General features: G+C 73.7%; 10 protein-coding genes. 6 read left to right on the top strand and 4 right to left on the bottom strand.

Translation table 11 applies throughout. From position 1 onward, the window contains the following. Positions 1 to 115 precede the first annotated feature (115 nt). Together ACFPLC_RS31500 and ACFPLC_RS31495 are read right to left on the bottom strand one after the other, a co-directional pair. A complete protein-coding gene (locus tag ACFPLC_RS31500; RefSeq protein WP_378190113.1) occupies positions 116 to 1,225 on the bottom strand; it encodes a substrate-binding domain-containing protein in 1,110 nt (369 codons plus the stop codon). Further along, positions 1,222 to 2,991, bottom strand: a complete 1,770-nt coding sequence (locus ACFPLC_RS31495; protein ID WP_378190111.1) for a heparinase — start codon at positions 2,989 to 2,991, stop codon at positions 1,222 to 1,224. The genes ACFPLC_RS31500 and ACFPLC_RS31495 overlap by 4 nt, the downstream gene beginning before the upstream one ends. 106 nt (positions 2,992 to 3,097) lie before the next feature. Here ACFPLC_RS31495 and ACFPLC_RS31490 point away from each other — a divergent pair, with 106 nt between their 5' ends. Genes ACFPLC_RS31490 through ACFPLC_RS31470 form a run of 5 tightly spaced genes read left to right on the top strand, consistent with a single transcriptional unit; the run spans position 3,098 to position 9,216 of the window. After that, entirely contained in the window at positions 3,098 to 4,402 is a 1,305-nt protein-coding gene (locus ACFPLC_RS31490) for an ABC transporter substrate-binding protein (RefSeq protein ID WP_378190109.1), read from the top strand. Continuing rightward, positions 4,402 to 5,334, top strand: a complete 933-nt coding sequence (locus ACFPLC_RS31485) for a carbohydrate ABC transporter permease (RefSeq protein WP_378190107.1) — start codon at positions 4,402 to 4,404, stop codon at positions 5,332 to 5,334. The genes ACFPLC_RS31490 and ACFPLC_RS31485 overlap by 1 nt, the downstream gene beginning before the upstream one ends. Beyond that, positions 5,331 to 6,188: a carbohydrate ABC transporter permease gene (locus ACFPLC_RS31480; protein ID WP_378235984.1), complete on the top strand. Its 858-nt coding sequence runs from the start codon at positions 5,331 to 5,333 to the stop codon at positions 6,186 to 6,188. The genes ACFPLC_RS31485 and ACFPLC_RS31480 overlap by 4 nt, the downstream gene beginning before the upstream one ends. Next, the gene (locus ACFPLC_RS31475) at positions 6,185 to 7,198 is read left to right on the top strand and encodes a hydroxyacid dehydrogenase (RefSeq protein ID WP_378190103.1); all 1,014 of its coding nucleotides are present in this window, start codon (positions 6,185 to 6,187) and stop codon (positions 7,196 to 7,198) included. The genes ACFPLC_RS31480 and ACFPLC_RS31475 overlap by 4 nt, the downstream gene beginning before the upstream one ends. After that, positions 7,195 to 9,216 (top strand): DUF2264 domain-containing protein, encoded by a 2,022-nt coding sequence (locus ACFPLC_RS31470; RefSeq protein WP_378190101.1) that lies wholly within the window; start codon positions 7,195 to 7,197, stop codon positions 9,214 to 9,216. The genes ACFPLC_RS31475 and ACFPLC_RS31470 overlap by 4 nt, the downstream gene beginning before the upstream one ends. A gap of 40 nt (positions 9,217 to 9,256) precedes the next feature. Here ACFPLC_RS31470 and ACFPLC_RS31465 read toward each other — a convergent pair whose 3' ends face one another. After that, positions 9,257 to 10,417: an NAD(P)/FAD-dependent oxidoreductase gene (locus ACFPLC_RS31465; RefSeq protein WP_378190100.1), complete on the bottom strand. Its 1,161-nt coding sequence runs from the start codon at positions 10,415 to 10,417 to the stop codon at positions 9,257 to 9,259. 83 nt (positions 10,418 to 10,500) lie between these two features. Then, positions 10,501 to 11,445 carry an RNA polymerase sigma-70 factor gene (locus ACFPLC_RS31460; RefSeq protein ID WP_378190098.1) on the bottom strand — a complete coding sequence of 315 codons (945 nt, stop codon included), beginning with the start codon at positions 11,443 to 11,445 and terminating at the stop codon, positions 10,501 to 10,503. 38 nt (positions 11,446 to 11,483) lie between these two features. Between ACFPLC_RS31460 and ACFPLC_RS31455 the strand changes: the two genes are divergently transcribed. Beyond that, positions 11,484 to 13,139: a glycoside hydrolase family 13 protein gene (locus ACFPLC_RS31455; protein ID WP_378190097.1), complete on the top strand. Its 1,656-nt coding sequence runs from the start codon at positions 11,484 to 11,486 to the stop codon at positions 13,137 to 13,139. Positions 13,140 to 13,147: the final 8 nt, after the last annotated feature.

The raw sequence follows: 13,147 nt of genomic DNA, 5'->3' as shown, positions 1-13,147 counted from the left end.
GCCTTCGGTGCGTGAGACGCAACCAAGGCCGCCTTGGGGCGCTTTTCCGCGCATCCGCTCAATCAATTCCTGAACGGATATCTTCTGCCGTAACCCGCCAGCGAATTCGACGATTTCACGCAAGCCGGGATTCCGGTGTGCTCCCGCAGGATTCGCGCACCACGAGCGTCGGCCAGAGCTGGAGGCGGTGCACGGGCCGCTCGGTCGTGTCGGCGAGCCGGGCCAGCGCGAGCTCGGCGGCCACCGCGCCGAGCCGGTGCTTCTGCGGGCACACCGCGGTCAGCGGCGGGTCGGACGCCGCCGCGACCTCGTCGTCGTAGGAGACCACCGCCAGCTCGCCGGGCACCGCGACACCGCCGTCGCGGGCCCGTTCGATCAGGCCGATGGCCTCGCGGTCGGCGTGCACCAGCAGCGCGCGGACGCCGGCCCGGCGGCAGCGGTCCAGCAGCGTGTCGTACTCCTCCGCCCAGCCGCGGGAACCGTAGGCCGGGACGTCGAGGTCCAGTGCCGCACCGGCGTCCAGGCCCAGCGACGCGATCGTCTCGCGCCAGCCGGTGCGCACGGCGGGGCTGTGCGGGCTGGAGCGCGAGGTGACCAGCCCGACCCCGCGGTGGCCGAGGGAAACCAGGTGCCGGACGGCCAGTCCCGCGCCGAGCGCGTGCGCCGTGGTGGCGGCGTCCAGGGCCAGGGTCGGCAGCTCCGGCGGCGGCAGGCGTTCGACGAGCACCACCGGCACGCTCAGCGAACCCAGCCAGCGCAGCAGGTCCAGCGCACCGCGCCCGCGGGTGGCCGGGGCGACCAGCAGCGTCTGCACGCCGCGTTCGAGGAGCTTGGTGATCTGACGGCGGTCTTCGGCCGCGTCGTAGCTCGACGCGCGCAGGACGAGCCTGCCGCCGGTGGCGGCCACGGCGGACTGCGCCCCTTGGACCACCGTCGGCCAGTAGTACTCGACCGACGGCGCGACCATGCCGACCAGCGCGCCGTGCGCGGCCGGGCCGAACGCCGAGACGGCGCGCCCGGGCTCGGGGTGACCGCCGCGGGGCCGGGTCAGCGTGACGCCGCCGTGCACGCGCGTCAGCAGCCCGCGGTCGGCGAGCTCGGTGACGTCCCGCCGCACGGTGACCGCGGTGACGCCCAGCCGGTCCACCAGCTCGGTGAGCCGGATCGCGCCGTGTTCGCGCACCAGCGAAAGGATCAGCTGGTGCCGTTCGGAAGCGAGCATCATCGGACCTGCTCCAGCCGGACCCGCGCCGGGCCCTCGCGCACCAGCAGCGTGAGCCGGCCGAGGTGCGGCCCCCAGGAGGCCCGCAGCAGCGGGTCGTCCAGCGGCCGCCGCTCGAACTCCGCGGTGGTCGCCCGGGAATCCCAGCTCAGCCGCAGCACCCGCCGGCCGTCCCGGGACACGAACGCTTCGCCCTCCCCCAGTTCGACGTCCCCGGCGAGGACGTGCCGCAGCCGCACGGGCCGCCCGCTGTCGTCGTCCTCCACGAGGACGTGCGCGGGCGTGTCCCGGACCAGCCGCACCGAACGGATCCAGCGCGGCACCCCCGGGTAGGCCCCGCCGAGGTCCGCGGACAGCACGGCTTCGGACTCCGAGAATTCGACCCGGACGTCCCGCGCCCCGAAGGCTTCCCCGGGTTGCTGCGTGACGCCCGGCTCCGGGACGTTGTGCCACTCGCTGCGCACCGGCCAGGCCCGGTACCGGTCCGGCCCGAAGCTGGCCGCGGTGTAGGTCGGCTGGCCGGCGTCGACCACCACCGGCACGCCGTCGGCCGCCACCCAGTAGGACCCGACGTCGAGGTGGTTGTGCCGCTCACCGTTGTGCCCGGCCTTGACCGCCACGGTCAGCCCGCGCGGCGAACCCGCCCTCTCCCGGGCCACGAGCACCTGCACCCGCGGCAGCCATTCCTCGCGCGCCAGCCAGTTGCCTTCCGGCTCCCCCGCCCACGCCGTGCGCCAGCCCGGGTCGGCCAGTGCGGCCAGGGCCCGGCCGAGCCCGGCTTGCGGCCACACCGGCCGCCCGCTCGCGCGCGCCCGGCTCAGCGCGTGCGCCCGGACCTCGTCGTCGCCGAGCCGCGCGCCCCACCGGTGCAGCACGTGCCACGGCTGGGCCGGCGGCAGGCGGGCCGGGGCGTCCCCGGCGTTGACGTAGGCGTCGCCGCCCAGGTGCATCCGGTGCGGGAAGCGGATCAGCTCGGCCACCACGGGAAGATCCTCCGCGCCGCCGAGCAGGTCGAGGCACTCCAGCAGGCGGCAGGCGCCGTGCCACCAGTAGGCGACGCCCTCGTCGATGCCGCCGTCGTCGGGCAGGACCGCGACGTAGTGCCCGAGCCCTTCGGCCACCAGCCGCACCAGCCGACGGCGGCGCTCGCCGTCGGGCACGAGCAGGAGCGCGGCGGTGAGGACGGCGTTGTGGATCCACGGGTTCCAGTTGTGCGCGTCGCCGTCGAGGCCGAGCCAGTGCCAGTCGCGGACGCGCTCGAACGGCGTCAGGACGCGGACGTCGGCCTCGCGCCGCAAACGTCTGCGCAACCCGGGGGCGCGGAGGTCGAGGTGCGGGCCCAGGACGTGGTCGGCCCAGGCGAACAGGGACGCGACCTCGGCCGCGCCCAGGTCGAGGAAGGGGTCGCCGGGGTCGGCCAGCACTTCGCCGCGCGCGGCCGCGTGCCGGTCGTGGGGCGCCCAGCACCAGGTGGTCGTCTCGGCGAGGGCGACCAGGCCGTCGACGGCGCCGTCCAGGAACGGCACCGGCCCCGGCGGCGCCTCGCCGGTGAGCACCGCGGCCAGCACCAGCAGCGTCACGCGTTCGCGCAACGCGCGCGCCGCGTCTTCGTAGTCGGTCCGGACGCCGTCGCGGAACGTCCTGGCCCACGCCGTCGCGGTCAGGACCGGGGCCGGACGCGCGAGCACGGCCTCGGCTTCGGCGAGGATCGGCTCGCCGTCCACGGCGTCCCAGACCGTCCGGTCGCGCACGTCGGGGAGCAGCCTCATTGCCGCCCTTTCGATTCTGATCGGTTGTGATCGGTTCTGACCCGAATTGTTGACTCGCACTATGGCACACGCCGACAGTGACAGCCATCACTTCGACGGAGGAGCAATGAAGCTTCAGGGGTTCACCCGCAGGACCTTCCTGTCCGCCTCGGCCGGGCTCGCGGCCGGCGGGCTGCTCGGCGGCTGCGCGTCGACGACCACCGCGTCCGGCGCCACCCGGGTGACCCTCTGGTCGTGGCTCACCGGCATGGACAAGTACGTCGCCGCGTTCAACGCCGCCCACCCGGACATCGCGGTGGAGCTCAACGTGATCGCGTCCGGCCTCAAGGGCGGTTACGCCCAGCAGACCAACGCCCTGCGCGCCCACAACGCCCCGGACATCCTGCACGCGGAGTACCAGGGCCTGCCGCAGCTGCTCACCACGGGCGGGCTGCGGGACCTCACCGGCGACCTCGCGGACCTCGAGCACGGCTACTCCCCCGCCGCCTGGCAGGGCGTGCGGCCCGGCGGCCGCACCTGGGCGGTCCCGATGGACCTCGCCCCGATGGTCCTCTACTACCGCAAGGACCTCTTCGACTCCCACGGCATCGCGGTGCCGCGCACGTGGGACGAGTTCCGCGCCGCCGCGCAGGCGGTGAAGCGGGCCGACCCGGCCGCGCGGGTGACGACGTTCCCGCTCAACGACGGCTCGTTCTTCGCCGGGATGTGCTGGCAGGCGGGCGATCCCTGGTGGCGCGTCGACGGCGGCTCGTGGCGGGTGGACATCAGCGGCGAAGGAACCTTGCGCACCGCCGACTACTGGCAGGGCATGATCCGCGACGGCCTGGTCGCCACCGCCCCGACCGGTGACCAGGACTGGATCGGGGCGATGCACACCGGGCGGCTGTGGGGCCTGCTCGGCGCGTCCTGGAGCGTCGGCTCCCTGGTGAAGTCGATCCCCAAGGACAAGGACCGGTGGGCGGTCACCACGATGCCGACGTGGGACGGCACCCCCGCCAACGGCGTGCAGGGCGGCAGCGCGTTCGCCGTCTCCGCCGAAAGCAAGGTGCCCGAGGCCGCCGTGAAGTTCCTGCGCTGGCTGAGCACCGACCCGGCGGTCGCGAAGATCGGCACCACCTTCACCACCCCCTTCCCGGGCTACCTGCCGAGCCGGGACGTCGCCCGGAAGGCGTACAAGGGCGGGTACTTCCTCGGCGACCCGGTGTACGACGTGCTCGACGAGGCCGCCCGCCGCGTGCCGGACTGGACGTGGGGCCCCAACGCCCTGCGGATCTTCTCCACCGTCGTCGACCGCATGAGCGGGGTGAAGACGGGCGGGACGACCCTGGCCGCCGCCGTCCGCCAGACGCAGGGCGACGCCGTCGCCGCGCTGCGGGAGCGGGGATTGACCGTGCTGGAAGGGAAAGCCTGATGACCGTCCTCACTCCTGAACGCGCCGCGCGCGTGCCGGCGCCGGCCCGCTCCGGTGCCCCGGCGCCGAGCCGGCGCGGCCGCGGGCGCGCCGGCCTCGTGCTGGCCGGTCCGTTCGCGATCCTGCTGACCGCCACCGTGCTCGTGCCCATCGGGTACGCGCTCTACCTCAGCCTGTTCACCGATCGCCTGTCCGGCCTGGGTTTCTCCGGTCCGGCGCAGGCGTTCGTGGCGCTGGGCAACTACGTCGACGTGCTCACCGACAGCGCCTTCCACACCGGCCTCGGCAACGTCGCGCTGTTCGTCCTGGTGCACATCCCGATCATGCTCGGCCTGGCCCTGGTGCTGGCGCTGCTGATCGACTCCGCCGTCGTGCGGCTCAAGCGCCTGTGGTCCCTGTCGGTGTTCCTGCCCTACGCGGTGCCGACGGTGATCACCGGGCTCATCTGGGCCTACCTCTACAGCCCCAATTCGGGGCTGACCGCGTTCCTGCCGTTCGACCCGCTGGGCAAGACCGGCATCCTGCCCTCGATCGTGAACATCGCGACCTGGCAGTGGGTCGGCTACAACATGATCATCTTCTACACCGCGCTGCAGGCCGTCCCGCGTGACGTGCTGGAAGCGGCCCGCACCGACGGCGCCGGGGGCTTCCGGACGGCGTGGTCGGTGAAGGTCCCGATGATCCGGCCGACCATGTTCGTCGCTCTGGTGTTCACGATCATCGGGTCGCTGCAGCTGTTCACCGAACCCCTGGTGCTGCGCGGGTTCACGGGCTCGGTGACGAGCACCTGGTCCCCGAGCCTCTACGTGTACGAAGCCGCGTTCATCGCCAACGACTACGGCCGCGCCGCCGCCGCGTCGGTGTTGCTGGCCCTCGTGTCCGCCCTGCTCTCGGCCCTCGTCATGCGCCTGTCCAACCGGAGGTCCCGGTGACTGCCTTGTCCTCTGCCGGTTCACGGTGGACGTCTCGAACGGTCGTCCACGTTCTGCTGGTGCTCGCCGCGCTGTACGCGGTGCTGCCGCTGGTCTGGCTGGTCACCTCGGCCACCAAGTCCGTCGGCGACTTCTCCACCACCGGCGCGTTCGAATTCGGACAGTTCAACCTCGGCGCCAACCTCAGCGCGCTGTTCAGCCAGGACGGCGGGGTCTTCCTCGCCTGGATCCGCAACTCGCTGCTCTACGCCGGCCTCGGCGCGGTGCTCGGCTCGCTGATCTGCGCCGCCTGCGGGTACGCGATCGCGAAGCTCGACTTCCCGGGCCGCCGCGCGCTGTTCGCGGTGACGCTGGCCGGGGTCCTCGTGCCGACCACCGCGCTGGCCCTGCCGCTGTACCTGCTGGCGTCGCAGCTGGAGGTGGTCGGCACGTTCTGGGCAGTGTTCATCCCGTTGCTCACCAACCCCTTCGGCGTCTACCTGGCCCGCGTCTACGCCGAGGCCGCGGTGCCCGGCGAGGTGCTCGAAGCCGCCCGGACCGACGGGGCAGGCGAGCTGCGGACGTTCTTCACCATCGCGCTGCCGATGATGCGGCCCGGCCTGGTGACCGTCTTCCTGTTCCAGTTCGTCGGGATCTGGAACAACTTCTTCCTGCCGTTGGTGATGCTGACCGATCCGAAGCTGTTCCCGATGAGCCTCGGCCTGTACCAGTGGAGCACGCGCGTGACCCAGTTCCCGCAGTACAACCCGCTCGTCATCACCGGCTCCCTGCTGGCCGTGCTGCCGCTGGTCGTCGCGTTCGTGCTGCTGCACCGGCAATGGCGGTCCGGGCTGGCGGCGGGCAGCGTCAAGTGACGCGCCGCCCGGAGACTCTGCTGGTGATGGCGCGGGACACGATGGAGCTGCAGTTCGGACCCGCCGAACTGGCCCGGTTGCGCGCCACGGCCCGGCTGGGCGAGCCGCTGTGCACCGACGAGCTGGCCTCGGATCCGGTGCGCGCGCGGCTGGCGGAGGTGGAGGTGCTGATCACGTCGTGGGGCTGTCCCCCGCTCGACGACGCGGTCCTGCGGGCCGCGCCGCACCTGCGGGCCGTGCTGCACGCGGCCGGCAGCGTCCGCGACCACGTCGGCGCGGCGGTGTTCGACCGCGGCCTGCTGGTCACCACGGCCGCCGACGCCAACGCCGAGCCGGTCGCCCAGTACACCCTGGGCGCGATCCTGTGGGCGTTCAAGAAGGTGCCGTTCCTGGCCGCCGACGCCCGGCTGTCCCGGGAGGACTGGGGCTACCGCGAGCAGCGGGGCGAGCTGTCCGGCCGCGACCGGACGGTGGTGCTGGTCGGTTTCTCCCGCGTCGGACGGCGGGTCGCCGCGCTGCTGCGGCTGCTGGACCTGGCCCGGGTGCTCGTCGTCGACCCGGTGGCCGACCCGGGCGAGATCCGGGCGGCCGGCGCCGAGCCCGCTTCGCTGGCCGAAGCCCTGCCCCAAGCGGACGTGCTGAGCCTGCACGCGCCGTCGCTGCCGGAAACGCGGCACATGATCGGTGCGGCCGAGCTGGCGGCCCTGCCGCCCGGCGCGGTGCTGATCAACACCGCGCGGGGCGCGCTCGTCGACACCGCGGCGCTCGAACTGGCCTGCGCCGCCGACGGCCTGCACGCCGTCCTCGACGTCACCGAACCGGAGCCGTTGCCGGCCGGCTCCCCGCTCTACGACCTGCCCAACGTGGTGCTGACGCCGCACATCGCGGGGTCGCTGGGTTCGGAGACCCGCCGGATGAGCGCCGAGGCGCTCGGCGAACTCGAACGGTACGCCGCCGGCCTGCCGCCCCGGGCCCCGGTGACCCGGCATTCCCTGGCCGTGCAGGCATGACCGCCGTCGAGGACCGGCAGCTGTCGCCGTACACCGGCTGGACCCGCGGGCATTGGGCGGCGTACGCGGACCGGCTGCTCGCGGCGGCCGGGAAGTACCGGTCCCCGGCGGGCGCCCGGATCGACCTGCCCGGCCCGGCCAGCCGCAACGGCCGCGTCTCGGACGGCCTGGAAGGCTTCGCCCGGACGTTCCTGATCGCCGGCTTCCGCGTCGCCGGGGAGGGCGGCGCGGATCCGGGCGGGGTGCTGGAGCACTACGCGCGCGGACTGGCCGCCGGCACCGATCCGGCCTCGCCCGAGGCGTGGCCGCGGCCCGACGAGCTGGGCCAGTCCAAAGTGGAGGCCGCGTCGATCGCGCTGGTGCTCCAGCTGACCCGGCCGTGGCTGTGGGACCGCCTGGACGACGCCGTCCGCGAGCGGGTCGTCGCCTGGCTCGCGACGGTGATCGGGCAGCCCTACCCGCCGATCAACTGGGTGTGGTTCCGGATCGTCGTGGAATCGTTCCTGCGCGAGGCGGGCGGCCCGTGGTCGGCGGCCGACGTCGAGGAGGACCTCGCCGTGCACGCGTCGCTGCGGCGGCCGGGCGGCTGGCTCAGCGACGGCGCCGAGCGCGCCTACGACCACTACACGGGCTGGGCCCTGCACCTGTACCCGTTGCTGTGGACGCATTTCTTCGACGTCACCGGCACCCTGTGCCCCGGCTCGCTCCGGCACCGGTGGGGCGCGGACCTGCGTGCCTACCTCGACGACGCCGTACGGCTGGTGGGCAGCGACGGCTCGCCGCTGCGGCAGGGCCGCAGCCTGGTCTACCGCTTCGCGGCCGCGGCACCGTTCTGGGCCGGCGCGCTCACCGGGACCTCGCACCTCTCCCCCGGCCTGACGCGCCGGGTGGCGGGCGGGATGGTCCGGCACTTCGGCGCGTCCGGCGACCTGCTCACCCTCGGCTGGCACCACGCGTGGCCCGCGATGCGCCAGGCGTACTCCGGACCGGGGTCGCCGTACTGGGCGGCGAAAGGCCTGCTGGGTCTCGCGCTGCCCGCCGGCCATCCCGTGTGGACGGACGTCGAGGAACCGCTGCCGATCGAGACCGGGGACGTCGCTCGCGTCGTCGCCGCGCCCGGCTGGCTGGTTTCGGGACGGCGTCGCGACGGCATCGCGCTGGTGGTCAACCACGGCACGGACCACGCGCGCCCCGGCGACCCGCGGTCCGACGCCCCGCTCTACGCCCGGCTCGGGTACTCGACGGCCACGATGCCCCCGCTCGGTTCCTTGCCGGACAACGCGGTGTACCTCCTCGACGCGGACGGGCGGCCGAGCCACCGGTCGGGATTTTCGACGTGCTACGCGATCCAGCTGCCGGGCGGGGTGCTCGCGGCCGCGTCCCAGGGCCGGGTTCGCTGGGTGGACACGTCCGCCGACGACTCCCCCGACCACGGCTCCGGCCGCAGCGGCCCGGTGGTGGCAGGGCCGGTGCTGACCGTCGTGTCCGTGGTGCGGAACGGAGTCGAGGTGCGGCTCGCCCGCCTGGACGATCCGGCCCGCACGCCCCCGAACGCAGTGAATGACTCATTCCTGGCGTCGGACGCAAGGAATGAGTCATTCACTGCGTTGCGGCTGAGCGGGTGGCCGGTCGCGGGTGAGACCCGGCCGGTGACCCGCACCTGCGCCGAGCCGACGGGGAATCCGGGTTCGGCGGTGTCGGCCACGGCCGAGGTCCCCGAGCTTCGTTCGGCACTGCGCAGTCTGCGTGGTTTCACCACCGCGGACGTGGTGGCCGAGTCCGGCGTCTCTCCCCTGGGCGAGTGGACCGCGACCCCGTACGTCGAGGCGCCGCCGCAGCCAGGAGCCGTGTACGCCGCCGTGGTGGTCCTGGATCGCGGTGGCCCGGAAGAGGCCGATCCGTCGCTGGCGATCGCCGCGGACGGCCGCCACGCCACCCTGACCTGGCCGGACGGCCTCTCCGCGCAAGTCTCCCTGCCCGCGTCCCCTCCCGAGGACCCTCCCGCAGGTGCCTCGTGAGTGGTAAGGCGGGTTAGAACCCGCCTTACCACTCACGAGGTCAGGCGGCCGTCGCGACCGGTTCCCCGGCGGGGACGGTGTGCCGGCGGCGCGACGGCATGAGCATCGTCGGGTGCGCGACGCTCCAGGCCGCCGACCGGCAAACCAGTTCCTTGATCCGGGCGGCCGTCTTCCCGGTCATCGCGGAGGGCTTGACCTGGTCGTCCGGCGTCACCTGCTGGATGACCCCGTCGTGGCGGCCGAGGCTCACGCACTGGATCGAGTAGCCGATCTTGTTCTCGGGCACCGGGCGTCCGGTCAGGCGGGCGGCGATGACGTCGGCCGCCAGCTGCGCCGACGGAATCCCCGAAGCGCAGGACATCCGCAGCAGCGTGCCCTGCCCGCCCCGGGCGTACGCGGCATCGCCGACGGCGTAGACGTCCGGGTGCGACACCGACCGCATCGTTTCGTCGACGACGATCTGCCCCGTCTCGGCGACCGTCAGGGTGGTGGCCGCGGCGAGCGGGTGGACGGCGAACCCCGCCGTCCAGACGGTCACCTGCGCCGGGAGCGTGCGGCCGTCGGCGGTGGTCGCGGCGGCCGGCTCGACGCTCGTGACGGCCGTGTTCTCGTGCACGGTGATGCCGAGCCGGTCGAACGCCGTCCGCAGGTGGTCGCGGCCCTTCTCGCTCAGCCAGTCGCCGAGGCCCCCGCGGGCGGCGAGGGCGACCTCGAGGTCCGGCCGGGCTTCCGCGATCTCCGTCGCGGCTTCGATGCCGGTGAGGCCGCCCCCGACGACGAGCACGGTTCCGCCCGCGCCGAGGTCGGCCAGCCGGTCGCGCAACCGCAGCGCGGACGCCTTCCCCGCGACGCTGTGGGCGTGCTCCGGCACGGCGGCGGCCGTGCTGCCGAGGGCGTAGACGAGCGTGTCGTAGGCGATCCGGTCGCCGTCGGCGAGGGCGACGATCCTGCGCTCGGCGTCGACGGCGGTGACCTGCCCGATCCGCACCCGGACGCCGGTGCCCTCGAAGACGTCGGTCAGCAGGCGGGGCTTCAGGTCCTGGCCGGTCGCCAGCTGGTGCATGCGGACGCGCTCGACGAACTCGGGGTCGGCGTTGACGAGGGTGATCTCGGTGTCGGCGCGGTGCAGCCGCTTGGCGAGGCGCCCGGCGGCGTTGGCTCCGGCGTACCCGGCCCCGAGAACGACGATGCGGTGCTTCATGGTTGGCCTCCTGTCCGGTTCGGTCTGTGCCCCTTGAACCGGACGGCGGCGCGAAACCTGACAGGAGTGCGCTGTGAGCTGGGTCACCAGGTGCCGGCGAGCGGTTCCCCGTGCTCGGAGGCGTCCCACCGGCTCGTCGCGCGGGCCAGCTTGGCGGGGTTCGCCTGGGCGTGCACGCCCGCGATCCCGTCGGCGGTCACGTCGAGGGCGAAGACGCCGGCGACCCGCTCGCCGACCACCATGACCAGCGCCGGAACGCCGTTGGCGACCGTGGCGTAGAGGTCGGGGCGGCCGCCGATCATCTCCCACTTGGCCTCGCTCGGCGTGAACAGCGTCCGCAAGAACCGCGCCACCCGCAGGGCACCGGTGATCGGCCGCGGCACCGAGAAGACCGCGCCACCACCGTCGCCGATGCTGACGACGTCCTCGGCCAGCAGCTTCACCAGCGAGTCGGTCCGGCCGCTGAGCGCCGCGGCGAGGAACTCCTCGACGATCCGGCGGGCCGCCGCCGCGTCGACCTCGACCCGGCGCCGGTCGGCGGCCAGGTGCTGCTTGGCCCGCCGGTGGATCTGCTGGCAGTTCGCCTCGGTGAGGTCGAGCACCTCGGCGATCTCGCCGTGCGAGTAGCCGAACGCCTCGCGCAGCACGTAGACGACCCGTTCCCGGGCGGTCAGCCGTTCCATCAGCGTGAGCATCGCGATCGAGACCGACTCCCGCTGCTCGGCCGTGTCGGACGGGCCGAGCATCCGGTCCCCGGCGAAGACCGGTTCCGGAAGCCACTGGCCCACATAGGTCTCCCGCCGGGCCCGCGCCGAGGTGAGCCGGTTGAGGCAGAGGTTGGTGAGCACCTTGGTCAGCCACGCCTCGGGCGTCTCGATGAGCTCGTGGTCGGCGGACTGCCAGCGCAGGAAGGTGTCCTGCACCGCGTCCTCGGCATCACTGGCCGAGCCGAGCAGGCGGTAGGCGATGGCCTCCAGCCTCGCCCTGGCGCTCTCGAAGACCTCGACCTCGTGCACAGCGACCGGCATGCCCCCAGTCAACCACCCGCGCGTGCGAAGATCCGGGAGTGTCTTCCACTTCACCCCGCCCGCGCTCGTTCTGGGACGACGCGGTGGTCTACCAGCTCTACGTCCGCTCCTTCGCCGACAGCGACGGCGACGGCATCGGTGACCTCGGCGGGGTGATCGAGCGGCTCGGCCACATCGCCGGGCTCGGCGCCGACGCGATCTGGCTCAACCCCTGCTACCCGTCACCGCAGGCCGACCACGGCTACGACATCGCCGGCTACCACGGCGTCAACCCCGACTACGGCACCCTCGAGACGTTCGACCGCCTTGTCGCCGAGGCGCACGCCCGCGGCCTGCGGATCCTCATGGACCTGGTGCCCAACCACTGCTCGGAGCGGCACCCGTGGTTCGCCGCCGCCCTGGCCGCCGCCCCCGGCTCGCCCGAGCGCGCGCGGTTCGTCTTCCGCGACGGCCGGGGCGACGAGCCGCCCAACAACTGGCAGTCGGTCTTCGGCGGGCCGGCGTGGACCCGGGTCACCGAACCCGACGGCACGCCCGGGCAGTGGTACCTGCACCTGTTCACCCGCGAGCAGCCGGACTTCGACTGGCGCAACCCGGAAGTCCTGGCCTACTTCGACGACGTCCTGCGGTTCTGGTTCGACCGCGGCGTGGACGGCTTCCGCATCGACGTCTGCCACGGGCTGATCAAGGACGCGGCCCTGCGCGACTGGGACCCGGCCGACGGCAGCTACAACGCCTACAGCTGGAACCGGCCGGAGGTGCACGACATCTTCCGCCGCTGGCGCTCCCTCGCCGACGGCTACGGCCCGGATCGCGACCTGCTGCTGGTCGGCGAGGTCTGGGTCCCGGACCCGGCCGACCTGGACGGCTACCTCCGCCCGGATGAGCTGCACCAGGCGTTCTCGTTCGACCTGCTGGTGCAGCCGTGGCAGGCGGGCGCCCTGCGCGGGGCGATCGAGCGGGCCACCGCCCGCACCCGGGTCCACGGCGCCCCGGCGGCGTGGACGCTGGCCAACCACGACGTCCACCGGGCGGTCACGCGCTACGGCATCGTCCGCCCCGAACCGGCCCCGGCGAGCAACGACGCCTTCGCGGCGTTGATGCGTCCCCGCGGCGAAGTCGACGCGGAACTCGGCGACCGGCGGGCCCGCGCGGCGCTGCTCCTGGTGCTGGCGTTGCCGGGCTCGGTGTTCCTGTACCAGGGCGAGGAACTCGGCCTGCCGGAGGTCCAGGACCTCCCGGACGAGGCCCGCCAGGACCCCGTGTTCCACCGGACCGGCGGCCTCGAGAAGGGTCGCGACGGCTGCCGCGTCCCGCTGCCGTGGACCGCGGACGGGCCGGCCTTCGGGTTCGGCACGGGCGTGCCGTGGCTGCCGCAGCCGGAGTGGTTCGCCCGGTACGCGGTCGACCTCCAGGAGAAGGACGGCACGTCGACGCTGCAGCTGTACCGGCGCGCGATCCGGGCGCGCCGCGAGCTGGGGCTCGGCGCGCCGGGCCCGGTGGAGTGGCTGGAGACCGGCGCGGACGCCGTCCTCGCGTTCCGGCGCGGGGCACTGGTGTGCGTGGTCAACACCGGGACCTCGGTGTTCACCCCGCCGGCGGAGTGGGGAGAGGACGTGCTCGGCAGCACCGGACCCGCCCGCGGCGCCGTGCCCGGCGACGCCGCGGCCTGGCTGGTGTCCGCGGCGACCTGAGGCCCGGA

The sequence above is a fragment of the Amycolatopsis plumensis genome (assembly GCF_042652605.1).
GTDB lineage: Bacteria > Actinomycetota > Actinomycetes > Mycobacteriales > Pseudonocardiaceae > Amycolatopsis > Amycolatopsis plumensis.
Note: the sequence above shows the minus strand (reverse complement) of the source record. Positions and strands in the feature narration are given on the sequence as shown.